This is a genomic window from Paracoccus caeni (assembly GCF_016629665.1).
GTDB lineage: Bacteria > Pseudomonadota > Alphaproteobacteria > Rhodobacterales > Rhodobacteraceae > Paracoccus > Paracoccus caeni.
The window spans coordinates 79,761-103,394 of record NZ_JAEPRQ010000002.1 but is presented as its reverse complement, the minus strand read 5'-3'; the positions used below and the strand labels follow the sequence as shown (position 1 = coordinate 103,394).

Sequence of the window (23,634 nt, the reverse complement as noted above, 5' to 3'; positions counted from 1 at the left end):
CCTCTTGGGTCAGAAATTTGACTGAAAGACAGAAATATCTGACAGACGACACCAGCCCTCAGCTCTTCAACGATGGCGGTGTGGCTCAAGCGCTCGCCCGGAATCAAGGTGCCGCAGGCACCGCCGGGCCGTGCCCGACCGCCCCCACCGGGTGGGCACTTTGGTGATGTCTCGCGCAAGGTGAGGTCCGACCGGGCGGCACCATAAAGTGTCCGGCACAAGCGTTGCCGTGCCCACCCGACGGTCGGGCACGGCCCTCAGCTCTCAGTCGGCACGGGAGCTAAAGCCCGCTCTCTTCAAGAACGCGGGCGATCACCGGGGCGAGGCGAACCGCCCATTCGGCTTGTCCGTCAGGCGTGGCGATCAGATCGTTCCTGATCTCGATCAGCATGTTCGGGCGGCCATGGCGCAGCGCGTGCCGGTCAATGGAATCACCTTGCAGATGTCCGTCATAGGGCTGGTTCTCGCCCGTCACCCAACCCTCTTCCCGGCAGGCGCGCACCATGGCCGCGCCCAGTCGCGAATCCTCGTGCGAATAGAGGATGCCGACATGCCACGGGCGTGGCGGGCGGCCTCGCAGTTGCGGGGTGAAGCTGTGGATCGCACAGATGCAGCGTTGGGCATGGCGTGCGGCCAGAGCCTCCAGCGCGGCATGATAGGGGCGGTGCAGCAGGTTCAGCCGCCGTTCACGCTCGGCCAGATCGGCGGTTTTGTTCGCCGGGATCACCGTGCCGTCGTAAAGCCGCATCAGCAGCGTCGGGTCATCCTCGCCCCGGTTCGGATCGATCACGAGGCGCGAGAAATCGGTCAGGATCGCCGGCGCATCCATCCGCTCGGCCAGTGCAAGCGTCAGTCCCGCCGCGCCAACGTCATAGGCGATATGGCGGGCCATATCCTCGGGCGCGATGCCCAGAGAGCCGCCGTTGAGCCAGTCCGGCACCCGGTTCGTTGCGTGGTCACAAGTGATCAGCCAGCGGGAAGGGCGATCCTCGCCGACGGTCCGGAAGGCATGTTCTGTCATTGGCTTGTCGTCTTTCATGGTGAACCATGTCTATGTCGGACGAAGGCCAGACGCCAGTTGCCGTGAGGTCCGCTTTACGGCATAGATAGCGCTAAACGTGGAAGGGCGGGACGTATGAGAAGACATCGCAACGTAAAGATCGTAGCTACTTTGGGACCGGCGTCATCTACCAAGGAGATGATCAGGGCACTGTTTGACGCCGGAGCAGACGTATTCCGCCTGAACATGAGCCACGGCAACCATGAGGACCACCGCGAACGCTACAATGCGATCCGCGCGGTCGAGACCGAAACCGGGCGTCCGATTGCCATTCTGGCCGATCTTCAGGGGCCGAAGCTGCGCGTTGGTCAGTTTGCCGCCGGTCCGCATGAACTGGGCGTTGGCGACCGCTTTCGCTTCGATCTAAACTCTGCGCCCGGCGATGCGACGCGGGTGCAGCTGCCGCATCCCGAGATTTTTCAGGCGCTGGTGCCGAATAGCGAACTGCTGGTCAATGACGGCAAGATCCGCCTCAGCGTGAACGAATGCGGCCCGGATTTCGCCGAATGCACGGTGACGGTCGCGGGCACGATTTCGGACCGCAAGGGCGTGAACGTGCCCGATGTGGTGCTGCCGCTGGCGGCGCTGTCCGACAAGGACCGGGCCGATCTGGAATTTGCCTGCGAACTGGGCGTGGACTGGCTGGCTTTGTCCTTCGTGCAACGCGCACAGGACGTGCTGGAGGCGAAGGAACTGGCGCGCGGTCGCGCCGCCGTCATTTCCAAGATCGAAAAACCTGCTGCGGTAAATGCGTTCGAAGAGATTCTGACCGCTTCGGACGGGATCATGGTGGCGCGGGGCGATCTGGGCGTCGAACTGCCGGTGCATTCGGTGCCGCCGATCCAGAAGCGGCTGGTCCGCAAGTGCCGCGCGGCGGCGAAGCCGGTGATCGTCGCCACGCAGATGTTGGAATCGATGATCGAAAGCCCGGTGCCGACGCGGGCCGAGGTCAGCGATGTCGCCAACGCAATCTATGAAGGCACCGATGCCGTCATGCTGTCCGCCGAAAGCGCCGCCGGTTCCTTCCCGATCCAGGCCGTGCAGACGATGGACAACGTCGCCCGCTCGGTCGAGGCCGATCCGAACTATCGCAATATCATCGAAGCCGCCCGTCAGGCCGAGCTGCACAGCGTCGCCGACGCCATCGTCACCGCCTCGCGCGAGATTGCCGAGACGACCGACGTGGCCGCGATCTGCGCCTTCAGCCAATCGGGCAAGACCCTGCGGCTGATCGCCCGTGAACGCCCGCGCGTCCCGATCATCGCGCTGAGCCCGATCGAGACGGTGCTGCGTCAGATGACCCTTCTCTGGGGCACCCATTGCGTGATGACGCCGCGCCTTTACCGCTTCAAGGAAGCGGTGGTGAACGCCACCCGCGCCGCCCGCGACTTCGGTTTCGCCGATGAGACGCGTCAGGTGGTGGTGATCGCCGGTGTGCCCTTCAACGTGCCCGGCACCACCAATATCGTGCGGATCGCCCCCTGTGATGAGCGCTTGATCTACGCCTCGGACCCAGAGTAATCGACGGACCGACCCAAAGAAGGCGAGCCTATGTCTGACTATCTTCTTCTGGCCGGGGTGGCGCTTTGTGCGATCTCGGTCATTGCCGCTGTGGTGCAGCTTTTGCAGACGCAACCGCCGCGCGCCGCCGCGATCATGCTGATCCTTGGCATCGTGGCGATCTTCGCCGCGGCCTATACCAGCGATGAGCCGTTGCAGCCCGAATCCGTGTTTGCGGCATGGGACCGGCTGACCGGGGGCGAGGGCGCAGCGGCACCCGTTGCCGAAGAACCCGTCGCGGAACCCGAGGGTGCGGTAACGAACTGACCCTCTTGCCAAATCCGCGGGGCGCGCTTATACGGCGCGCTTCCTACCCGTGCGTCCGGCCAATATGGCATTGCCGAGTCGCGCGTTCACTCTGATCCAAGGAGATGAAAATGCCGAAGATGAAGACCAAATCTGCCGCCAAGAAGCGGTTCTCGTTCACGGCTTCGGGCAAGGTGAAATCCGCCCAGGCTGGTAAGCGCCACGGCATGATCAAGCGTACCACGAAATTCATTCGTGACGCGCGCGGCACCACCGTCCTGTCGGACGCGGATGCCAAGATCGTCAAGAAATACATGCCCTATAACCGCTGATCGAGGGGAACTGAACAATGGCACGAGTTAAATCCGGCAAGGTTACCCACGCCCGTCACAAGAAGGTTCTTGATGCGGCCAAAGGGTATTATGGCGCCCGTTCGCGCAACTTCCGCACCGCCACGCAAGCCGTGGACAAGGCAAACCAATACGCGACCCGCGACCGCAAGAACCGCAAGCGCAACTTCCGCGCGCTGTGGATTCAGCGGATCAATGCTGCCGTCCGTCTGGTCGATGCCGAAATGACCTATTCGCGTTTCATCAACCTGCTGGCGAAAGCCGGGATCGAGGTTGACCGCAAGGTTCTGGCCGATCTGGCCATCAACGAGCCCGAAGCATTCGGCGCTATCGTTGAAAAGGCGAAAGCCGCAGCCTGATCGCAGAGGGTTGAGCGGTGACCTGCCGGTCGCGCTTGACTTGGACCTGATCGCAAGTTCTGAAACCATGCCGGACGCAATTCCGGCATGGTTTCTTTTTGGTCAGAGCCTATTGTGATGCAGCGCGTTCCCGACCCCCAAGTGCTGAAGGTCCGCCCAAGGCTGGACTGGATCGATCAGGCGCGCGGGATCGGCATCATTCTGGTGGTGGTGGGCCACGCGCTGCGCGGGCTGGTCGATGCCGACATCCTGCCCGCGACCCCGCTGGTCATGGCGATTGATCGTGGCATCTATGCCTTCCACATGCCGCTGTTCTTCGTGCTGGCGGGGCTGATTTTTCTTCCCGCTGCTCGCCGAAAGCCGCTTCCGGTCTTCATCGCCGGCCGGGCTGAGCGGTTGATCTGGCCACTTTTCCTGTGGACATGGATTTTCTTCGCCCTGCGGCTGTTTGCCGGGGCCTATGCCAATTCGCCGCTGGGCTGGTCCGAATTTCCGTTCCTGCCGCTGCCGCCACGCGCGCATTTCTGGTTTCTCTGGGCGCTGTTCCTGATCCTTGTGATCGGCGCGGTCGGCATCCGGCGGCCCGTCTTGGCAACCCTGCTGCTCATCGGCCTTTTTGCCGCGAACGCCAATCTGCAGGCGAGCGTCTGGACCGAGCAGGCGCTGCGGCATCTTCCCTATTTCATCGCGGGTATCGCCATTGCCCGGCTTTCGCTGATCCAGCGCGCACGGCGTCTTGGGCCGTTTCCCGCGATTATGGGGTGCGTGGCGTTCCTGCTGTCCGTCGGTATCGCCGCGATGTCGGCTTCACCGCAGGGCTATCCGTTCTCATTGGCGATTGGGCTGGCGGCGGTGTCGGGCCTGTTGCTGATGATTTCTTATCAGCCGCTGCGGGGCAGTATGGGCGCCCTGCTGCGCCGTTGCGGGGTCGCCTCGATGGCGATCTTTCTGGCGCATACGATTTTCTCGGGCGGGATCAGAGCGGCGCTGGAGGTGGCCGGGATCACCGGAATCGCCATTCATGTCCTGCTGGGGGGAAGCCTCGGCGTGATCGGTCCGCTGCTGCTGGATCGGCTTGCCGGGCGGATCGGATGGCGCAGGATTCTGGGCTTCTCGTAACGCAGGATCAAAAGACGGCGCGATTGAACGCGACGCCCTGCCATGTCTATGTTGTCCCCATGGAAGCGACAGCGAACGCCACCCGCGAACCCGTCAAGGTCCGGCTTAACCGGCAGATCCTTGGCGTCGTCGGCACCGCGATGACCGCCCGGCGCAATGTGCTGGAGCTGATCCCGGATATCGCCACCCGTCAACCGATCCTGTCGGGCAAGACCGGCATTCGCTTTCACATGGTGATGGACCCCGAAAGCCTGCGCGTGATCCTGAAAGAGCGGGTGGACGACTATCCGAAATCCGTCACCACCAAGCTGCTGTTGAACCCGGCCATCGGCGACAGTCTTTTCGTGGCCGAGGGCGCGCATTGGCGCTGGCAGCGCCGCGCCGTCGCCCCGGCATTCGCCCATCGCCACGTCACCGCGCTTGCCCCGGTGATGACCGCCGCCGCCGAAGCCGCTTGCCGCAGGCTGGAGACCGCAAAAGGCCCGGTCGATATCTTTGCCGAAACCATCGCCGCCACGTTCGAGGTGATCTCAGACGTTACACTGTCCGGCGATTCCGACTTTGACCGGGATGCCGTGCATCACGCAATCGAAGGCTATCTGTCGCAGGCTGCAAAGCTGTCGGTGCTGGACATCCTTGGCGTGCCCGGTTGGGTGCCGCGTCCGGGGCGGCTTTTTTCACGCGGCAGTCTGGGGCAGATGAAGCGTATCGCCGACAAGGCCATCGCCGACCGCGCCAAGGTGGCGGCCAAGGATGGTCCGCCCGATCTTCTGGATTTGCTGCTGGACGCCTCGGACCCCGAAACCGACCGCGCCATGACCCGCGATGAGCTTCGCGACAATCTGCTGACCTTCATCGTCGCCGGGCATGAAACGACCGCGCTGACCCTTGCCTGGGCGCTGTATCTCTGCGCCTTCGATCCCAAGGTGCAAGAGGCCGCGGCGACCGAGGCCCGCGCCTTGGACGGCCCCGCCACCGCCGATGATCTGGGCCGTCTGCCGCTCATCACCCGCATCGTGAATGAAACCTTGCGTCTTTATCCGCCCGCCGCGCTGATCTCGCGCACGGCACAAAAGCCCGACCGGCTGTGCGGGCGCGAGATCCTGCCCGGCGATACGGTGATGCTGCCGATCTATGCGCTGCATCGCCACCATCTGTTGTGGGATCAGCCTGACAGCTTCGATCCCGACCGTTTCCTGACCACGCCGGACCGCTATGCCTTTCTGCCCTTCGGCTCTGGCCCGCGCATCTGCGTTGGCGCAAGTTTTGCCTTGCAGGAAGCGGTAATCATCCTCGCCACGCTACTGGCCCGGTTCCGCTTCACCGCTATTCCGCGTCGCAACCCCGAGCCGCGCATGATCCTGACGCTGCGCCCGCATGGCGGGGTGTGGCTGAAGGTCGAGGCCCGGCCTTAGCAGGAAGGTTAAGTGGCCGCCCAGCCGCGGTTCTCTGCTTTCCAGAGGACAGGTCCGGCCCGCAAAGCCTTCCCCATCCCGGCCACAAATGCTAACGCCTGTCGCAACACCGACGCGAAGGCATGACGATGGACGACCTGACCCCCCTCCGCCAGCAATGGCTTGACCGTATCAAGGACGCAGCCGATCCCACCGCCATCGAGGATGTGCGCCTTGCCGCACTTGGCAAGAAGGGTGAGATCAGCCTGAAGATGCGCGAACTGGGCCGGATGACGCCCGAGGAACGCCAGACCACCGGCCGGGTGCTGAACGAAATCCGCGATGAGATTGATGCCGCCCTGCGCGCCCGCAAAGCCTCGCTTGACGATGCCGCGCTTGAGGCGCGATTGGCGGGTGAATGGCTGGATGTAACCTTGCCGGGCCGTCCGCGCCCGCAGGGTACCATCCACCCGATCAGCCAGGTCACCGAAGAAATCACCGCGATCTTTGCCGATATGGGCTTCGCCGTCGCCGAAGGGCCGCAGGTCGAAACCGACTGGTATAATTTCGATGCACTGAACATCGCGCCCGAACATCCTGCGCGGCAGGAACATGACACATTCTTCATGCACCGTGCGCCGGGCGACAACCGCCCGCCACATGTGTTGCGCACCCATACCTCTCCGGTGCAGATCCGGGCGATGCAGGCACAGGGCGCACCGATCCGCGTGATCGCGCCGGGCCGGGTTTACCGCATGGACATGGACCAGACCCACACCCCGATGTTCCACCAGATCGAGGGTCTGGCCATCGACCGCGACATCTCGATGGCGCAGTTGAAATGGGTGCTGGAAGAGTTCTTCTCGGCCTTCTTCGGCACCCGCGTCAAAACCCGCTTCCGCGCCTCGCATTTCCCCTTCACCGAGCCGTCGGCTGAGGTGGATATCCAATGCTCGTGGGAAAACGGCCGTCTGGTCGTGGGCGAGGGCGATAGCTGGCTGGAGGTTCTGGGCTCGGGGATGGTCCATCCGAACGTGCTGCGCGCGGGCGGGATCGATCCGGCGGAATGGCAGGGCTTTGCCTTCGGCATGGGCATCGACCGGATGGCGATGCTGAAATACGGCATCCCCGATCTGCGTGCCTTCTTCGAAAGCGATCTGCGTTGGCTGAAGCATTATGGCTTTGTGCCGGGTGATGTGCCCAGCGTCAGCGGCGGGTTGAACAGATGAGTTGCGGCGTACTCGCAGATTGCTGCGGGTGGCGCCTTGACACTTCTTTAATTTGACTCGGTTATGAGGAAGCCCCATATTGGGGATAAGTTCGTTAGCAGGAGGCTGGCCATATGATTAAAAAAACCGTGAACATGCCCCGCGAAGGGTGGGGTGGCGCGCCTGAGTGCTGATCGCGTTTATTATGTGATTTCGAGTTCGCAGTCGTGGATATCGGCTTATGCGCCCCTCATTTCCATGGGGGGCGTTCTTGTTTCTGCACTCGTTGCTTGGCTGGTTGCGCATCTTCATATCAAGAATGCCCGCCGTATTGCCGAACAAAATGTGGCTGAACAGCGGCGTATCGCGCGAAGAAGAACCACCTTGGAATTTATCTCTAAACGCGAATGGGACAGTGACTATCTGCACAACAGGATGGAATTCAACCGCCTCAAGAACGACGTTGAAACAGGGCTGGAGTTCTGGGTTCGGGACAACCAGAAGAACTCGCCGCAACTCAATGTAATCAGAACTATTCTCAACGACTACGAGTTGGTTGCAATCGGTGTACTTGAAGAGGATTTGGATGATGACTTGTATCGCAGTTGGTATAAAAGCACTTTGATCAACGACTTTGATAAATGTCGAAATGCAATCGAGACACTGCGAGCCAGACTACAAAATGAACAAATTTTCTGTCGTTTTGAGGCATTGGCAGCACGGTGGAAACAACATTCGGACTGACGTCTGTCTGACCTTGCTTGATCTAATACCAAATTCTTGCTGATCCATTCCGCTTCGCAAAACCGTGCGGAGCGGGCGAGATACGCAGAATTCCGTTACCTCTACTCTACAGCACCCCTTCGATCATCAGAAATCCCGGCACCCAGCCTGTGGTGATGCCGGTGATCAGCGTGACCCACGCCACCTGCCGCTTGATTGGCAACTGCGCCGCCAGCAGCAGGAAATACGAGAACCATAGCACCGCCCAGAACAGCCAGTTCGCCGCCATCCAATGTTCGGCCACGCTTCCGGCCTGCCAGAAACCGCGCGCCGCGACGGGCAGGGCGGTGATTGCCACGAACAGGCTGAACCAGCCGAGACCGCGCCCATCGACCTTGATCAGCCGGTTATACGCCACCCAAAGATAGGTGGTGCAGAACAGCAGCGACAGCGTGGCATTGCGGATCGAGGTGGCATCCGCGCCGCTCCCGAAAGCGTCATGGATCACCACCGCGCCCGACACGCAGGCGGTGACAAGGTTGATGACGACGATCTCGCGATCCTCGATCCGGCCCAGCATCCATAGCCCGTTCAGCACCAGAACGGCCCCGACATAGAACAGCACGAACCCTGTCAGCATGAGGCCCCCTTTGACGATGCCCAGCGCGGGCAAGCGATAAGAGGTGCCTATCTTTTCAGCAGGGCGGGGAACAGAAAGGCGCGCGGTGCAACTGTATCTTCGTTTCGTTGAAGATCTGCGGGTGGGTCACAGCCACCACGGCCAGCGGCGCGATGACACCAGCAAAAGCCAGAGGAAAAGCAGCAGCATCACCGTGGCTGCGCCCATGATGATCACATAGAGCCCGCCAAGAATGACGCTCATCGCAAGGCCGATCAGCCAAAGGATAAGGATGATTGCCCGTGCCTGAAATGAGTGGCGGGCAAGATACCAAAGCCAGATTGCGGTGCCGCACAGCAATGCAACGCCTATGACGACCAGAAACGCCTGACTGTCATAGGGCATATGTCAGGCCCTGCCGGATTATTCGGCAGCTTCCTTCATCGCTGTTTCCGACCCCGGCTGCATGCGGAAACCCCGTTCAAGCTGATCGAACGGCGCCACCGGATAATCACCCGAGAAGCAGGCATCGCAATATTGCGGGCAGGCATTGTTGCGGCCCTTGGCTTCGCCAACTGCGCGGTAAAGGCCGTCCAGCGTCACGAAGGCCAGTGAATCGACGCCGATCCATTCGCGCATCTCTTCAGTGGACATATTCGCGGCCAGCAGCTTGCCCCGGTCGGGCGTATCGACGCCGTAGAAGCAGGGCCAGGCGGTCGGCGGCGAGGCGATGCGGAAATGCACCTCGGCCGCGCCCGCATCAAGGATCATGTCCTTGATCTTGCGGCTGGTGGTGCCGCGCACCACGGAATCGTCAACCAGCACCACCCGCTTGCCCGCGATCAGCGAACGGTTCACGTTCAGCTTCAGCCGGACGCCCATATTACGGATCTGCTCGGTCGGTTCGATGAAGGTCCGGCCCATATACTGGTTGCGGATGATCCCCATCCCATAAGGAATACCCGATTCCTGTGCATAGCCGATGGCCGCCGGGGTGCCGCTGTCGGGGACGGGGCAGACCAGATCAGCCTCGATCGGGGCTTCGCGGGCCAGTTCCACGCCGATCTGACGGCGAGTTTCATAGACCGAACGCCCGCCGATGATCGAATCGGGGCGCGAGAAGTAAACATGCTCGAAGATGCAGAAACGGCCGGTCGAGGGGCCGAAGGGGCGCGAGCTTTCAACCTCGCCGCGCGAGATGACGACCATCTCGCCCGGTTCGATCTCACGCAAGAAATCGGCGCCGATGATGTCCAGCGCGCAGGTTTCCGAGGCCAGAACGAAGCCGTCATCGCCAACCTTGCCCAGAACCAGCGGGCGCACGCCCAAGGGGTCGCGGACACCGATCAGCTTGGTGCGGGTCATGGCGATGACGCTGAACGCACCCTCGACGCGACGCAGGGCGTCCTTCATCCGCTCGGGGATGTTGCGCTGGATCGAGCGGGCCATCAGGTGAATGATGCATTCGCTGTCCGACGAGGACTGGAAGATCGAGCCACGCTCGATCAGCTCGCGGCGCAGGGCGGCGGCGTTGGTGATATTGCCGTTATGGGCGACGGCGCAGCCGCCCATGTGAAATTCGCCGAAGAAGGGCTGCACGTCGCGGATCGCGGTGGCGGCCTTGGTGCCGGCGGTGGAATAGCGCACATGGCCGATGGCCAGCGGCCCCGGCAGGGTCGCCATCACGTCGGCCTTCGTGAAATTGTCACGGACATAGCCGAAACGGTGGGCGCTGTTGAAACCCTGTTCAGGGTCGTGGGAGATGATCCCCCCGGCCTCCTGACCGCGATGCTGCAAGGCATGCAGTCCAAGGGCGACGAAATTGGAGGCGTCGACCACGCCGATCGCCCCGAATATGCCGCATTCTTCGTGCAGGCGGTCCGAATCGAAAGGGTGGGCCAGGAATGGTTGCATCTCAGCATCCTGAATGGCTTTGGGCTGCCCGCTATGTAGTGTGGGTAGCACAGAAAGTCACGCCCTCGCAGTGATGCGAGGGAAGTTTTTCGTCATGAAATCGACATGAGGTACGATTTCACCCTGATCGGCTCAGTTCGCGGGGGCGGATTCCGGGGTGGTTTCCGGCGTCGCGGCGGGCGGCGTGTCGTTCAGATCGATGGTTTCGGTGGCGGTGCAGCCACGGACCATCTGCTCGTAACGGCTGACGATCCAGCCCGGCGCATCATCGGGGATCTGCTCGTCCATCTGGCCGCGAAGCCGCTCGAACACCTGCGCAGAGCGCGAGTTTTCGACCATCGGCACCGGCTGGCTGGTCGCGACGCGGTCATAGACGATGAAGGCGATGGCGACCAGAAGGATTCCGCGCGCCACCCCGAACAGGAAGCCCATGCCCTGATCGATCCCGCCAAGGGCCGAGCGCTGGACCACCGATGAGAACAGCGGCGTGATGATCGAGAAGATGACCAGCGCCAGCGCAAAGACCACGGCGAAGGCCGCAATCGTCGCCAATTCGCAACTATCGCCAAGGAAACGGTCCAGAACCGGGATTTGCGCAATCATCGGGCGCACGGTTCCGGCGAAGATGAAGGCCAGAACGGCTGCGCCGATCCAGCCAAGGATCGCCAGCGATTCGCGCACGAACCCCCGTGACCATGCCAGAATGGCCGAGAGGATGATGACCACTGCCACCACTGCGTCGATGATCGTGAAGCCGTCCATTTGAATGCCCCGTGCCGGTTATCATTTCATTTCAGGTGGTTCAGCCGGCGCCGAATACATCACCCACAAAGCCCGTCAGATCGGCGATGCGCCTGATGCCCATGCCGCCCGCGCCCTCGACCTTTTGGGCCTCGGGCAAAATCGCTTGTGAAAAACCAAGTTTCTGCGCTTCTTTCAACCTGTTTTCCGCCTGAGCGACAGGGCGAAGCGCACCAGAGAGGCTGATTTCGCCAAAAAGCACCGCTTCCGGCGGTAATGCGCTGTCCTCTCGCGCAGAAAGCAGCGCACCGGCGATGGCCAGATCGGCGGCAGGTTCATTGACACGCATGCCGCCTGCGACGTTCAGGAACACGTCCAGCCCGGCAAAGGGGATGCCGCAGCGCGCCTCCAACACCGCCAGAATGGTCGAGACGCGACCGGAATCGAGACCGACAACCGTGCGGCGCGGCGAAGCCAGCGTCGAGGGCGCCACAAGTGCCTGAATTTCGGTCAGGACCGGGCGGGTGCCCTCGATCCCGGCAAAGACGGCGCTGCCCGCGATGGGCTGGCCGCGTTCGCTGAGAAACAGTGCCGAAGGATTGGGAACTTCGGCCAGACCGGCGCCGGTCATCTCGAACACGCCGATCTCATCTGCGGGGCCGAAACGGTTCTTGACGCTGCGCAGGATGCGGAACTGGTGGCCGCGTTCTCCCTCGAAATACAAGACGGTATCGACCATATGCTCGACAACGCGGGGACCTGCGATCTGGCCGTCTTTGGTGACATGGCCGACAATGACGATGGCCACGCCGCGCCGTTTGGCGAAGGTCACCAGCTCATGCGCGGCGGCACGGACCTGCGCCACGCTGCCCGGCGCCGCCTCGACCTGATCGGACCAGAGCGTCTGGACCGAGTCGATGATCGCAAGATCGGGGCGTTCGGTATCCAGTGTGGTCAGGATGTCGCGCAGGTTCGTTTCGGCCCCAAGGCGGACGGGTGCATCCGCAAGGCCCAGTCGCTGCGCGCGCATGCGAACCTGCGCGCTGGCCTCTTCACCGCTGATATAGACGGCATCCAGCCCGATACGGGCGAAGGCGGCGGCTCCTTGCAGCAGCAGCGTTGATTTGCCGATGCCGGGATCGCCGCCGACCAGAATGGCCGAACCCGGCACCAATCCGCCGCCCAGCACCCGGTCAAGCTCGGCCATGCCAGATTGACGGCGTGGGGGCGGGGGCTCGTTGGTCTCCAGCCCGGTCAGCGCGACCGTCCGGCCCTTGGCGGCACCAAGACCGCGACCGGGGCCTTGGGACAGCGGGGCTTCCTCGACGATGGTGTTCCATGCACCACAGGCCTCGCAGCGCCCGGCCCATTTCTTGTGGGCAGCGCCGCAGGCTGTGCAGGTGAAGGCGGTAACGGATTTTGCCATGCCACATCTTGTGGCATTGCGCGGCCAGCATCGCAATATCGGTATTTCGGCAACGAAGATGCTTCACGCCATTGTCGGGTTGATCTTTGGGCATGGCGCGGTAAGTGTCAGCGCAAAATCAGAGGCTTCACGCATGGCCAGCCCCGCGCCCTTTTCCCGTTATGAATTCCTGATCGCCTGGCGCTATCTGCGCGCCCGCCGTGCCGAAGGCGGGGTCAGCGTCATGACCTGGATCAGCATGATCGGGATTGCGCTTGGGGTGATGGCGCTGATCGCGACGCTTGCCGTCAGGACCGGGTTCCGCACCGAACTGGTTGATGCGACGCTGGGCGCGAATGCCCATACGACCGTCTATACCGGCCCGCAATTCATCGAGAACGACCTGACGGGCGAGACCTATGTGGTCCAGAACGGCATCAAAGATTACCTCGAGATGGCCGAACGTCTGGCGGCGGTGCAGGGTGTCACTCATGTCACGCCAGTCGTCAGCGGGCAGGGGATGTTGTCGGCGAATGACAATTCCAATGTCGCGCAGATCTTTGGAATCACACTGGAAGATCTGAAGGCGATGCCGCGGATCGTGGACCCGCAGAACGCCGTGGGCGATGTCGAAAACCTGGGGAACGGGATCGCCATCGGCTCGGGGATCGCACGCGATCTGGCGCTTGGGGTTGGGGATACCGTGCAACTGATGGCCGCGAAGGGCGCGCAGACCGCATTCGGCACCGCGCCGCGCGTGAAATCCTATGAGGTAGTCTTCATCTTCCAAAGCGGGCGTCCCGACGTGGACCGCGCCCGTGCCTATCTGCCGATGGAAGAGGCGCAAAGCTATTTCAACCGCGAAGGCGCTGCCGACGAGATACAGGTCTATGTGGACGACCCGGAACGCGTCGCCGACTGGACCCTGCCGCTGATGCAGGCGGCGGGCGAGGGCGCGCAGGTCTGGAGCTGGCTTGACGCTTCGGGCGGGTATCTGCAGGCGCTGGACATGGAGGATGACGTGATGTTCGTCATCATGTCGGTGCTGGTGCTGATCGCCTCGATGAACATCACCTCGGGGCTGATCATGCTGGTCAAGAACAAGGGCCGCGATATCGGCATTCTGCGCACGATGGGTCTGACGGAAGGCGCTGTTTTGCGGGTGTTTTTCCTCTGCGGCGCCTTTACCGGGATCATCGGGACGATTGTGGGCGTGGTGCTTGGGGTGCTGCTGGCGCTGAACGTGGACAGCATCATGGCGGCGATCAACTTCATCACGGATGGCGGGGCGTGGCAGCCCGAAGTGCGCGGCATCTACCGTCTGCCAGCCGAGTTGCGGCTTTACGACATCCTGCGCGCCGTCGGCCTGTCGCTGACCCTGTCCTTCATCGTCACCATCTTCCCCGCGCGCCGCGCCGCGCGCATGAACCCGGTCGAGGCCCTGCGTTATGAGTGAAGTTCTGCATCTTCAGGGCGTTACCAAGACCTATGGCAAGGACACGACCAGCCCGGTCCCGGTTCTGCGCGGCATCGATCTTGCCGTTGGCAGGGGCGAAGTGGTGGCGCTGGTCGCGCCATCGGGGGCGGGAAAATCGACGCTGTTGCATATCGCGGGACTGCTGGATACGCCCGATGCCGGGCAGGTGGTCCTGAACGGTCGCGACATGACCGGCTTGTCCGACAAGGTGCGGACAGAAGCGCGCCGGGCCGAGCTTGGATTTGTCTATCAATTCCACCACTTGCTGCCGGAATTTAGTGCCGCGGAGAATATCGTCCTGCCGCAGCTTGCCACTGGCGTCTCGCAGCGCGAAGCTGCCGAACGTGCCGCCGATCTCTTGGGCCGGGTCGGTCTGTCGCATCGCGCCGATCACCGCCCGGCAGAGCTTTCGGGCGGCGAACAGCAACGGGTGGCGTTCTGCCGCGCGCTGGCCAATTCTCCGGCATTGCTGTTGGCGGATGAGCCGACGGGAAACCTTGACCCCGCGACCTCGGATCGGGTGTTCGACGTGTTGATGAGCCTTGTCCGCGAAACGGGGCTTGCCGCGCTGATCGCCACGCATAATCTGGAACTGGCTGAACGGATGGACCGGGTGATCCGGTTAAGCGTCGATTAACGGGGCGGATGCCGTTTCACGCTGTCTTGGTGATTTATGTCAGCAAATGCTGGGATTTTGCCTGTGATCCGCGTACACAGATCAGGCACGGGGCATACACAGCCCGTACACCGACAACGCACGGTCGCTTCATGATTGATAAACTTTCGGCCTTTCTTCTGGTGGCCTCGATAGCTGCCCCCGCCAGCGCCGATCCCTTCGAGAGTTTCGGCACGGCGATGAAATACGGCCTGCCGCTTGCCGCCGCCGTCTGTGCCGAGCGTGACGGCAGGCTCGAAGATTTCGCCGTCCGCGGGATTCTACAGGCGGCGGTGGTCTGGGGGATGAAGGAATATTTCGACGGCAGCCCGATTTCTGCGCGCCCTTCCGGCGAGGGGAAAGGCTTCCCGTCGGGTCACACGGCAGCTGCGTTCTTTGGCGCTTCCGATCTGGCGGGCAAATGCTTCGCCGATGACCGCGCAGCCGGTGCCGCCCTTTATGGCGCTGCGGGCGCGACCGGCTGGAGCAGGGTCCATGCCGGCGAGCATACGGTGCCGCAGGTGATGACCGGCGCGCTGATCGGCTTCAGCTTCGGCGCAGCAAGCTTTGGCATCGGCAGCGAAGAGGTCAGCTTCAGCGTCGGCATGCGATTTTAGGGCGCCATGCATCTATGGGAGGTGGATCGAACCTTAAAGGGCGGGCTTGGCAGATTCGACCATGCACCAAATGTAGCTAAAATTCGCCATTAAGCAGCGCAACTTAGGATATACTGTAAGATGTACTGAATGGCTGATTGGACGTGAATCTGGCACCAAAAACAGCGATATAACCGTCTCAATCGGTTAACCGGTGTGGATTTGAAGAAAATGGCGGAGAGGGTGGCAGCCTTCGCCAATTCCACCATGTTCTTGTAAGTGCTCGATAGCCCTTATTTTGCTGGTGATTTTTAACTTGCGTGATTCCTGCGTGTTCCGCTATTGTTCCTGTGGTTCCCGTTCCGTCTGGGGGAATGTTTGGCGGAAAGAAAGGTTTATATCCCTTGCGCAAACCAGCAAAGGCTCTGACAGCCCGTATGGTGCAGACAGTCACCGAACCGGGCAAGTATTTTGACGGCCACGGTCTTTTCCTTCGAGTGGATAAGACGGGCGGTCGGTTCTGGGTCCAGCGCATCGTGATAAACGGAAAGCGCACTGAACTGGGGCTTGGAAGTCCCGATTTCGTGACGCTGGCTGAAGCACGCGCCGTCGCCTTCGATAATCGCAAGCTTGGCCGGAACTGGCGCCGGGAAGACGCTGACATCAGCGCACTTGCTACGAGAGGCCGACCGCAAGGGCAGCTATGCGCTGTTCATCGTGGACCGCGTGGCATTGGTGGATCAGACCAGCGCGGTGTTCGACGAATAGCCGTCGATGACATCTGCATCTTGAGCCTGTGCGAAAACAGGCGCGCCAACGCACATCATCGAAAGAACAACGGATAAACTCAATAGTTTCATATCGCTACCTCCTGCATTCGTTTTATCAGGATGGGTCAAAGCGAACACCGGGCGTTTGACCGGTCGGCAAATATGCGCTGGCCGGGGCGCTCAGGCGGGCAGGGGCGGTTTGACCCCCGCCGACAATTTCGAACCACCCTCGGCTTTGAACCGGGGGCGGGCCACTGAAGGTAATCTTTGAAGGACTGGCGTTCCTAAGGGGACAACATTAGAAACTCTGCGGAAATGCGCATGGCTTCTAAATTTCCCTTCGCGACTGGAGCGACGATGACGAGAAACCTCACCGGGTCGAACCTAACACGATTTGCCGCTCTCGGCCTTCTCATCGTGACGAACACGCCGGTTTTAGCGGAAACCTCGATAATTCGCACGCCACCGGTCGCAGCGCTCGCTCCAATTTCGACCGAGGCAACGTTACATGAACTCGTGCTGGCTAATCTCGTAGCGACCAATTGTAAGCTTTCGGATGTGACACACGGTGATGCCGCGCTTATCGCAGGAACTGCCCAAACTGTGGCTGAGCAACTGGGGGTCAGCACGGAAATTTATTTTTCCATGTACGTGAATCCAGCAATGTTAGAGATTGCCGGTCCAGAAGGCTGTGCTCAACACGCGGGTGCCGCCCGTGCTATGGTCGGGCATCTCAAGGAACTCGGAGGGGAAGTTCTTGAGGAGTGAGTGACTGAAAATGGCTCGAAGCCATTCCTGCGAACCGCCAGTGCGTTGCCGACCAACAAGATCGTCGTTGCCGCGCCGGTGCAGGCGCTGATCACGACAGCTTGGACCGGGGTGATATCCGGAGCTCAGAGCGGCCCAGCGGTGGATGCGCTGGCCGGTCTTTAAACCCGATCACGCCGTAGCGTTGATTAGGCTAGCGGATCAACGCCGTCGGAAAACTCCATAATTGCCAAATTTGCCGATCTCGGCCCTAATAGCGCGTCGCCTGTCGAACGAGAGAATTACCGATGCCAAGCTATATCCTGTCCGCCAATCGTAAAAGTGCCCAGTGGGATCCGTACATTTTTACTATGAGGGATGGGAATATTCTTGGCCTTTGGGAGGATCTTTATCCCGATCCCGGCGCTTCAGGCACCTTCGGTGTCTATGGCCGTGTCTGGGCGAGCGATCTCAGCGGTGCGTCGGATACCGACTCGCGTATTCCCAACCTGACGGATGATGTGCAGAGTTCTCCCGCAGGGACTACGTTTTCTAACGGGAACTTTGCAGTGATCTTCCAGAGCAAAGGTCCGTCTGCAATCGATGGCACCGACGATGGAAACTACGACAGCTACATCAAATTTTTCAGGGCCAATGGCACGGAAATCGGACCGGCCAAGCAGTTGACGCCGAACACGACGAATGATCACCACACAGTTGATATCGTCACCCTGAAGAATGGACAGTCGATCACGCTGGTTGCGCGCTATGAAAGCCCTGGTGATTATGATATCCTCGCCTATCGCCACAACGCCAATGGCGAGCAGATCGGGAGGGCGGTTCGGCTGGTCGATGATGCAGAGGTCGGTATCAGCCCGCTAACTGGCCCCGGATTTATTTCCCCTTCAATCGCGGCTTCTGCCGGTGGTGGCTATGCGGTCAGTTGGCACCAGAAAACGAAGCAGGGTGATCTGCAAGGCTATGCGGTTTGGACGCAGGCCTTCACCGCAGACGGTCGCGCTGTTGGCGCTGCAAAGGCGGTGGCACCACTGATCCGCGATGCAGATTCGCGTTTCGGGCTTGAACAAAGCGGCAGCGAAATTGCCGGTCGCTCAATCGGCGGCTATGCGTTGGCGTGGAACCGGGAAGAGGAAGACACCGGCAGTAATACCGATGTCTATTTCCGCCTGCTTGACCGGACCGGATCGGGCGCAACCTCGGCCGTGATGGTGAATTCTGACCGCCGCAGTGGCGAACAGCACTTACAAGATGTAGTCGATCTTGGCGCGGGCCGGACGTTGGTAACCTATTTTCACCAGATTCCCGATGCGATTGATGACAGATACGACGGTGGGGTTCTTTATGGCCGGGTATTCGGAACCAACGGGCGGGCGCTGACCGGATCGTTCAAGATCAGCGAGGGCGACCCCTATGAAAGCATGGGATCGGGCAACACGCTGATCAACCATCAGGGCCGGATCGTCTCCACGTTTCAGGCCGAACTGGCCTATGCGCACGATGATGATGTCGTTATCACTTCTCGCGCACTGATGCTGCCCGTCTTTGAAGGCAGCGCGGCTGGCAACGCAATCAAGGGAACTTATGTCGATGATCGCATAAAGGGTAATGGCGGCAACGATACCATTTTTGGCGATAGAGGAGATGATCGCCTATGGGGCGGGAATGGGCATGACGTTGTGTCCGGCGGCGATGGCAATGACCTGATCGGGGGCGACAATGGACATGACAGCCTGCGCGGCGGCGCAGGAGATGACACTATCTATGGCGGTGCAGGTGATGACAGGATCGTAGGCGGCACCGGCAACGATCGTTTGGAAGGAGGGGTAGGCAGAGACTACCTTGCCGGTGACGCTGGCCGCGACCACATTCGCGGTGACGCTGGTAATGACACACTTTATGGCGGATCAGGCAACGACTCTCTCTCAGGTGGAGCGGGGCATGATCGTTTGTTCGGAGACGCGGGACATGATCGGCTCTTTGGCAATCAGGGCAACGACATGCTTCGTGGCGGCACCGGCAATGATACGCTTTCTGGCGGTGGCGGTGCGGATACATTTGTCTTCACCAAGGGTTTTGATCGCGACGTGATCACCGATTTTGAAGACAACGTTGATACGATCGCACTCTCCAACGGCATTCGTAATTTTGGGCAAGCGCGGACCCACGCGGAACAGGTCGGCAAGGATGTCGTGTTTGATTTCGGCGGCGGCGACATCCTGACAGTCAAGAATATCACGATTGCGGCCTTGGCCGATGATATGACGTTTGGCTGACGAGGGTATGTTGAAGTACATTAAGCACCCATGCGGCGTCATCTAGCCGTTCGGATCAATGGCTTAAGGGCTGCTCGGCGGTTTGCAACTGCGCGATGCGCCATTTCCTGTGCCTTGGTCATCTCGACGCCCATTGCCGAGCAGTTATCGAGAATTGTGAGGTAGACTTCCTCATCCGATAAAGCCCGCGCTTTCGTCATATCTCTCGGCGCTTTCATCGTCTTCCGCGCGCTTGCAGGATCTCGAGAGTTCGCACCGCTATGGTGATCGCACCTGGCTCATCTATGCCAAGCTCTTTGCTGGCTTCGATGATCGCCTCGTAAATCGTCCCGTAGGCTTTACGAGCTTCGAGATCGATGATTTCAACCATCATGCTGTCTCCCAATTGACGATGAGGCAAGATTACCCAAGGAATCGGAAAGCTGACGCCAATTTATTTTTTCTTCTTAGTCACTGCAGGGGCGATGACAGACTGAGCGGCCCGAAGTTCACGCAATCGGCGGACATTTGCGTCGCGAAGGCTCACCTCGTCGGAGATAATCTGTCTCGCAGTGTCATTCGTCCGGTCCCAAGGAGTATCCGGTTTGGTCGTTTTAAATAGCGCTTCGGCAGCTGCTTTTGATACCAAGATCTTGCTCCTTCAGTTACAGTCCGACCCAGACAGGGCCGGACCCGTGGCGCCAAATTCTAGGCAAACGCCAGATTAATCGCCGACTCTCTGCCATCGCGTCCGCGCTCGACTTCGAACGAGACCGCCTGACCATCAGAAATTTGTTGAATTCCAGCGCGATCAAGAGCTGAGACGTGCAGGAAGACGTCCTTTGATCCGCTTTCTGGTGCGATAAAACCAAAACCTTTTGTTGCGTTGAACCATTTCACGGTGCCATTGGCCATCGTGAGGTCTCCTTAAGTTAGGGCCGCTCGCAGGATGCAGCGGTTCGGCAGGTCAGTTCGAGTAGCAAACTGAAGCCAAGATCAAGGAGACAGGGTGCGGTTGGAAACAACGTAGCCGAACTTATATGGGGACGATTTCTGAATTTTCAACCTGACCGACGTGGGATAGAACCTAAGCTCTCGAACCCGTCCGATAGCGATTGCCCCGATGCTTCGATGTGCCTACCGTAGCCGCTTCCACTGATACGGGAGACGGCGCGTGGCTTTCATGATTCTTCATCTCAATGAACCCGGTCGCGAGCCGAGCCGAATAGCCTTGGCGGTCGAGCACATCGTGTCGGTTCGCGAGGTGGCTGATGATGCAGGTACCGAAATCAAACTTTCCGACGGCACAATCGTCAACGTGACCGAGCCATACATGGTTATCGTCAATGACCTCGGTCATCTCGGCGTCAGGTTCGCTTCCCCCAACCCCACATAAGGACGATATATGTTCATCGAACTCACCCGGCTGACGTTCAATATGCCAGGCCAAAAAGTCACCGTCAGCGTCGAGCATATCATCTACCTAGAGCAAAAAGGCGAAGGGGCGGAGATACTGCTAGATAACCCGTATCAGCACGGCACGCATTTACTGGCCGTCACCGAGAGTTACATTGAAGTTCAGCAACGGATCGGGGCATCCGGTGCAAAGTTTGGATAGCGTTCAGAGGTGCGGGTTGCTCAACCCTTTACTGTCACGAACTCCCGTCGCACCACTAGTCGGCTTGGTTAGACTTTCAGGTCGTGCAATATTTCTCGCGCGATCTGCGCGGCTGCCTCGTCCATGTCAGGAAGCAACTCTTCCAAAAAGGCGATGATCCTCGAACGCTCAGCCGGGTTTCGCGAAACGTACTCCGATACGAGGAAAAGAACGGTCCGCTGCCTGATCTGAAGCTCTTGCTCTAGGCGGGAAACGGCATCTGGCATCGCAATTCCTAGCTTGGCTATCCGTCCCACGCCTTGGCCGGATATCTCATACTAAAACTTTCGGAAGTCGTAGCCGGAGTCAACATGCTGTTCTCGCTCAAAAACTAACGCGGTTGCTGGTGAGCGATACGCTGCCGCTCCAAAAAAAGCCCCGCCGAAGATGAGGCGGGGCGAGCAAGATATGCGTAGATGCCTTTTATAGAGGTTGGGGCATTAAAGCGTGTCAAGCATGAAGCGTCAGTCCGGCTGGGGAAGATCGTTATCTCTCACCCGCCGTGCCGCTTGTTTAAGCAAATCCGCCACCGCGGGATGGGACTTAGCTGCCTTCGCCTCATACCCGGCGGCGATTTCCTCCCGGTCTGCCGCGGTCCGCATGAAGTCGCTGGGCACGTCTAGCAACAAATCGAGATAGGCGCGCTCAACTGCTGTGATACTTCGCGACTTCCGGGTCATTTTGCTCCCGTCCGAAACAACTCCCATTCCTCGACCACGTTGCCATCCGGCAGATGGCAGTATCCGGTCTGGCCGCCTGCGCTGTTACGGATTTCGAGGCGGCCGCCGATCCTTTCACAGTTGACCGACGCGGGGTTGGCCATGCTAGCAGACGCGGACTGCTGTGACGAAGGTTCGCATGCCGCTACGGCGAGCGCTGATAAGATGAGGAAAGGGCGATACATAGGTATTCCTTTGGTTTTCTGGCAACGTACTGCATTAGGCATGCCCAGACTGGTGAAGATTTAACCATTGGTGCAACCTCACTTTGTTTCTGGAATCTTCTTCGCCGAGCGCTTTGATGGAGGGCGGCTCCAGTCTACGAAGTCAACCGGGTTAAATGCGCTTTCAGGCTCTCCAAAAACAATCGTAATCCTATCGCCCTCGATCTCGGCAGATCGCACCGAAAACCCAGCCTCACGACTGGCCTGAAGTAGGGATTTTAGTCGAGCTGTGATTCTGGACACCGCGCAGCCCCCGATTGAGATGCCGATGATTGCGCCATGGGCATCACAAAGCAAGCATTCGCCCCGAAGGGAAGTGCTTGATCTAGTAGGCCTGATGAGTGTAGCGTGGTCCGTGGGCTTAGCAACCCGGACCGTGATAGCCGCAACACCTTTGGCGAGGTTCCTTCCTTTGGCGAGGAAGGGCGGCGAAATGATGAACGCGCTTGGCGGCGCGGTTCATAACCCTGCCTATATAGGCCGGGGGAGAACGTGCTGTCCAGAGGGAAACCTTAAAAGCGTTCTGCTCGTCTCACGGCGAGTTGCTAACCCCCGGCTGCCGGGCCGAACCCGGCGTGGGCCTTAGCAAGCCATCAACCGTGAGAAGACAAAATGACTCATATTGCACAGACGCAAACGGCTCTGGCGGCATTTCTGCCGTGTGTCGTTGCACAGGCACGCCTTGCCGACATCCACGACAGCCTGACACTAGCGCTGGATGCGACCGAGAACCGGCATGGCTATACCCAAACCGAACGGGAAGCCCGGTCCTATATCCGCAGCGCGATCCGCCAGACCCAACGCTTGATGGGGGATGAGGCATGATCACCAGAGATAAACTAGAGGCGATCTATCTTCAGCTAGGCATGGCCGATAACCTCATCGCCGCCTTGGCCATTTGCGTTGACCATGCAGATGGATGCACGGAGCAGATGCGCCGCAAGAGCTTTGATGCACTCATTGGATGCGCCGATGCGCTGGAAGCCCAGATGAAAGCCGCACATGCGTCGGTTGATGACGTGTGGAATCGTCTCGTTGAAGCGGAGGGCGAGGCATGAGCAAGGCACCCCTAGAGCAATACCTGCAAACCTGCCAGAACGATGCCGCTGCATTGCAAAGGCTGGCCGATACCCTCTGCCACTTCGTTGAACGCCCGGCAGATTGGGAACGTGCGCTGGTGATCGAACTGGCGCAGGCCGCGTTCATGCTCGCATCCGGCCTGAACGAGGCGCTGGACAGCATCAATCTGCCGGAGGGGGTGTTGAAATGACCTATCCCCTGACGATGGACAAACTGATGCGGACAGATCGTCCGAAGGATTGGGCCTTTGAGTGCATCAGCACCGCGAACGGCCTGATCAAGACGGCGCATCTCGCGCTGGAGAACATGAACGCGGGCCGGTTCGATCACGAGGACGCCCGACACGCTGTCACCTATTCTCTTGAAGCCGCACTAGGGCTGATGGCTGTGGCCGAGGAAGGCGTCCAGTTGCTTCAAGTCGAAGCTGGCACGGGGGAATGGCCGGTCAGCGAAAGCCCGATCACGCGGATGCACAAAGAAATCACCCGCCTGAACAAGGACGCCGATGCTTTCTACAGGGCGGATGACACCGGCTCTGGTGATACGGCGCAGGAAGCGGCGGCTGCGCTCATGAGCAGGATACTGGAACTGCCTGCCACGACCGCACACGACGCCTTGCGCAAGCTGATGGGTGCAACGCTGAACGGCGTTCATGAGATCAGCGACGGCCCGCCAGAGGGCAAGGTCATTTGGGACGAGATCAAGGCCATCCTCGGTGTTGACGAATGATAACCGCGC

Annotated in this window: 32 protein-coding genes and 1 pseudogene; 22 read left to right on the top strand and 11 right to left on the bottom strand. The window is 60.2% G+C overall.

The genetic code is table 11. The features are described from left to right. Positions 1–280: 280 nt before the first annotated feature. Positions 281–1,021, bottom strand: a complete 741-nt coding sequence (locus tag JJJ17_RS07310) for an N-formylglutamate amidohydrolase (RefSeq protein ID WP_200685037.1) — start codon at positions 1,019–1,021, stop codon at positions 281–283. Between the two features lie 114 nt (positions 1,022–1,135). On the opposite strand from JJJ17_RS07310, the gene pyk reads away from it, so the two are divergent. From pyk to JJJ17_RS07270, 8 genes are all read left to right on the top strand, one after another. Continuing rightward, positions 1,136–2,581, top strand: a complete 1,446-nt coding sequence (pyk, locus tag JJJ17_RS07305) for a pyruvate kinase (RefSeq protein WP_200685036.1) — start codon at positions 1,136–1,138, stop codon at positions 2,579–2,581. 30 nt (positions 2,582–2,611) lie between these two features. Beyond that, positions 2,612–2,887 (top strand): hypothetical protein, encoded by a 276-nt coding sequence (locus tag JJJ17_RS07300; RefSeq protein ID WP_200685034.1) that lies wholly within the window; start codon positions 2,612–2,614, stop codon positions 2,885–2,887. Between the two features lie 110 nt (positions 2,888–2,997). Beyond that, a complete protein-coding gene (gene rpmI, locus JJJ17_RS07295; RefSeq protein WP_187793478.1) occupies positions 2,998–3,198 on the top strand; it encodes a 50S ribosomal protein L35 in 201 nt (66 codons plus the stop codon). A gap of 17 nt (positions 3,199–3,215) precedes the next feature. Further along, positions 3,216–3,575 carry a 50S ribosomal protein L20 gene (gene rplT / locus JJJ17_RS07290; RefSeq protein WP_200685032.1) on the top strand — a complete coding sequence of 120 codons (360 nt, stop codon included), beginning with the start codon at positions 3,216–3,218 and terminating at the stop codon, positions 3,573–3,575. Between the two features lie 117 nt (positions 3,576–3,692). Beyond that, positions 3,693–4,694: an acyltransferase family protein gene (locus JJJ17_RS07285; protein ID WP_200685030.1), complete on the top strand. Its 1,002-nt coding sequence runs from the start codon at positions 3,693–3,695 to the stop codon at positions 4,692–4,694. 59 nt (positions 4,695–4,753) lie between these two features. After that, positions 4,754–6,109: a cytochrome P450 gene (locus JJJ17_RS07280; protein WP_200685028.1), complete on the top strand. Its 1,356-nt coding sequence runs from the start codon at positions 4,754–4,756 to the stop codon at positions 6,107–6,109. Positions 6,110–6,237: 128 nt separating this feature from the next. Next, on the top strand, positions 6,238–7,317 hold the full coding sequence (gene pheS, locus JJJ17_RS07275) for a phenylalanine--tRNA ligase subunit alpha (protein ID WP_200685022.1): 1,080 nt from the start codon (positions 6,238–6,240) through the stop codon (positions 7,315–7,317). A gap of 153 nt (positions 7,318–7,470) precedes the next feature. Next, positions 7,471–8,040 carry a DUF4760 domain-containing protein gene (locus JJJ17_RS07270; protein WP_200685021.1) on the top strand — a complete coding sequence of 190 codons (570 nt, stop codon included), beginning with the start codon at positions 7,471–7,473 and terminating at the stop codon, positions 8,038–8,040. Positions 8,041–8,146: 106 nt separating this feature from the next. Here the strand turns inward: JJJ17_RS07270 and JJJ17_RS07265 are convergent, their stop codons facing one another. The 5 genes from JJJ17_RS07265 to radA all read right to left on the bottom strand — a co-directional run bounded on the left by JJJ17_RS07265 (position 8,147) and on the right by radA (position 12,719). Next, a complete protein-coding gene (locus JJJ17_RS07265) occupies positions 8,147–8,659 on the bottom strand; it encodes an AmiS/UreI family transporter (protein ID WP_200685020.1) in 513 nt (170 codons plus the stop codon). A 126-nt stretch (positions 8,660–8,785) separates the two neighbouring features. Next, positions 8,786–9,043: a hypothetical protein gene (locus JJJ17_RS07260; protein WP_200685019.1), complete on the bottom strand. Its 258-nt coding sequence runs from the start codon at positions 9,041–9,043 to the stop codon at positions 8,786–8,788. Between the two features lie 18 nt (positions 9,044–9,061). Then, the gene (gene purF, locus JJJ17_RS07255) at positions 9,062–10,552 is read right to left on the bottom strand and encodes an amidophosphoribosyltransferase (RefSeq protein ID WP_200685018.1); all 1,491 of its coding nucleotides are present in this window, start codon (positions 10,550–10,552) and stop codon (positions 9,062–9,064) included. Positions 10,553–10,684: 132 nt separating this feature from the next. Continuing rightward, positions 10,685–11,314 carry a CvpA family protein gene (locus JJJ17_RS07250; protein WP_200685017.1) on the bottom strand — a complete coding sequence of 210 codons (630 nt, stop codon included), beginning with the start codon at positions 11,312–11,314 and terminating at the stop codon, positions 10,685–10,687. A 40-nt stretch (positions 11,315–11,354) separates the two neighbouring features. Next, the gene (gene radA / locus JJJ17_RS07245; protein ID WP_200685015.1) at positions 11,355–12,719 is read right to left on the bottom strand and encodes a DNA repair protein RadA; all 1,365 of its coding nucleotides are present in this window, start codon (positions 12,717–12,719) and stop codon (positions 11,355–11,357) included. Between the two features lie 133 nt (positions 12,720–12,852). On the opposite strand from radA, the gene JJJ17_RS07240 reads away from it, so the two are divergent. From JJJ17_RS07240 to JJJ17_RS07210, 8 genes and pseudogenes are all read left to right on the top strand, one after another. Then, on the top strand, positions 12,853–14,154 hold the full coding sequence (locus JJJ17_RS07240; protein ID WP_200685750.1) for a lipoprotein-releasing ABC transporter permease subunit: 1,302 nt from the start codon (positions 12,853–12,855) through the stop codon (positions 14,152–14,154). Then, the gene (locus JJJ17_RS07235; protein ID WP_200685013.1) at positions 14,147–14,812 is read left to right on the top strand and encodes an ABC transporter ATP-binding protein; all 666 of its coding nucleotides are present in this window, start codon (positions 14,147–14,149) and stop codon (positions 14,810–14,812) included. The genes JJJ17_RS07240 and JJJ17_RS07235 overlap by 8 nt, the downstream gene beginning before the upstream one ends. 131 nt (positions 14,813–14,943) lie before the next feature. Further along, positions 14,944–15,447, top strand: coding sequence for a phosphatase PAP2 family protein (locus JJJ17_RS07230; RefSeq protein ID WP_200685011.1), 504 nt, complete (start codon positions 14,944–14,946; stop codon positions 15,445–15,447). A gap of 353 nt (positions 15,448–15,800) precedes the next feature. Beyond that, positions 15,801–16,046: pseudogene (locus JJJ17_RS20345) on the top strand (Arm DNA-binding domain-containing protein); the annotation flags it as partial. A 52-nt stretch (positions 16,047–16,098) separates the two neighbouring features. Further along, positions 16,099–16,194 carry a hypothetical protein gene (locus tag JJJ17_RS20340; RefSeq protein WP_234463972.1) on the top strand — a complete coding sequence of 32 codons (96 nt, stop codon included), beginning with the start codon at positions 16,099–16,101 and terminating at the stop codon, positions 16,192–16,194. Positions 16,195–16,517: 323 nt separating this feature from the next. Beyond that, a complete protein-coding gene (locus JJJ17_RS07220) occupies positions 16,518–16,964 on the top strand; it encodes a hypothetical protein (RefSeq protein ID WP_200685007.1) in 447 nt (148 codons plus the stop codon). After that, entirely contained in the window at positions 16,965–17,129 is a 165-nt protein-coding gene (locus tag JJJ17_RS07215; protein ID WP_200685006.1) for a hypothetical protein, read from the top strand. 122 nt (positions 17,130–17,251) lie between these two features. Next, positions 17,252–19,237, top strand: a complete 1,986-nt coding sequence (locus JJJ17_RS07210) for a calcium-binding protein (protein ID WP_200685004.1) — start codon at positions 17,252–17,254, stop codon at positions 19,235–19,237. 214 nt (positions 19,238–19,451) lie between these two features. Here JJJ17_RS07210 and JJJ17_RS07205 read toward each other — a convergent pair whose 3' ends face one another. Together JJJ17_RS07205 and JJJ17_RS07200 are read right to left on the bottom strand one after the other, a co-directional pair. Further along, on the bottom strand, positions 19,452–19,610 hold the full coding sequence (locus tag JJJ17_RS07205; RefSeq protein ID WP_200685002.1) for a hypothetical protein: 159 nt from the start codon (positions 19,608–19,610) through the stop codon (positions 19,452–19,454). Positions 19,611–19,924: 314 nt separating this feature from the next. After that, the gene (locus JJJ17_RS07200) at positions 19,925–20,131 is read right to left on the bottom strand and encodes a cold-shock protein (protein WP_200685000.1); all 207 of its coding nucleotides are present in this window, start codon (positions 20,129–20,131) and stop codon (positions 19,925–19,927) included. 259 nt (positions 20,132–20,390) lie between these two features. On the opposite strand from JJJ17_RS07200, the gene JJJ17_RS07195 reads away from it, so the two are divergent. Both JJJ17_RS07195 and JJJ17_RS07190 read left to right on the top strand, forming a co-directional pair. Beyond that, complete coding sequence (locus JJJ17_RS07195) at positions 20,391–20,612, top strand: hypothetical protein (protein WP_200684998.1); 222 nt, start codon at positions 20,391–20,393, stop codon at positions 20,610–20,612. A gap of 9 nt (positions 20,613–20,621) precedes the next feature. Beyond that, on the top strand, positions 20,622–20,834 hold the full coding sequence (locus JJJ17_RS07190) for a hypothetical protein (RefSeq protein ID WP_200684996.1): 213 nt from the start codon (positions 20,622–20,624) through the stop codon (positions 20,832–20,834). A 68-nt stretch (positions 20,835–20,902) separates the two neighbouring features. On the opposite strand, the gene JJJ17_RS07185 is transcribed toward JJJ17_RS07190, so the two are convergent. From JJJ17_RS07185 to JJJ17_RS20335, 3 genes are all read right to left on the bottom strand, one after another. Further along, entirely contained in the window at positions 20,903–21,100 is a 198-nt protein-coding gene (locus tag JJJ17_RS07185; protein WP_200684994.1) for a hypothetical protein, read from the bottom strand. A 237-nt stretch (positions 21,101–21,337) separates the two neighbouring features. Continuing rightward, positions 21,338–21,553, bottom strand: a complete 216-nt coding sequence (locus tag JJJ17_RS07180) for a hypothetical protein (protein ID WP_200684992.1) — start codon at positions 21,551–21,553, stop codon at positions 21,338–21,340. Continuing rightward, positions 21,550–21,696, bottom strand: a complete 147-nt coding sequence (locus JJJ17_RS20335) for a putative hemolysin (RefSeq protein WP_234463998.1) — start codon at positions 21,694–21,696, stop codon at positions 21,550–21,552. The genes JJJ17_RS07180 and JJJ17_RS20335 overlap by 4 nt, the downstream gene beginning before the upstream one ends. A 732-nt stretch (positions 21,697–22,428) precedes the next feature. On the opposite strand from JJJ17_RS20335, the gene JJJ17_RS07170 reads away from it, so the two are divergent. From JJJ17_RS07170 to JJJ17_RS07155, 4 genes are read left to right on the top strand one after another with little or no spacing between them, the layout of a single operon-like run. Continuing rightward, on the top strand, positions 22,429–22,641 hold the full coding sequence (locus JJJ17_RS07170; RefSeq protein ID WP_200684988.1) for a hypothetical protein: 213 nt from the start codon (positions 22,429–22,431) through the stop codon (positions 22,639–22,641). Then, positions 22,638–22,874 (top strand): hypothetical protein, encoded by a 237-nt coding sequence (locus JJJ17_RS07165; RefSeq protein ID WP_200684986.1) that lies wholly within the window; start codon positions 22,638–22,640, stop codon positions 22,872–22,874. The genes JJJ17_RS07170 and JJJ17_RS07165 overlap by 4 nt, the downstream gene beginning before the upstream one ends. Beyond that, complete coding sequence (locus JJJ17_RS07160; protein ID WP_200684984.1) at positions 22,871–23,086, top strand: hypothetical protein; 216 nt, start codon at positions 22,871–22,873, stop codon at positions 23,084–23,086. Before JJJ17_RS07165 ends, JJJ17_RS07160 begins: the two co-directional genes overlap by 4 nt. Continuing rightward, on the top strand, positions 23,083–23,625 hold the full coding sequence (locus JJJ17_RS07155) for a hypothetical protein (protein WP_200684982.1): 543 nt from the start codon (positions 23,083–23,085) through the stop codon (positions 23,623–23,625). Before JJJ17_RS07160 ends, JJJ17_RS07155 begins: the two co-directional genes overlap by 4 nt. Positions 23,626–23,634: the final 9 nt, after the last annotated feature.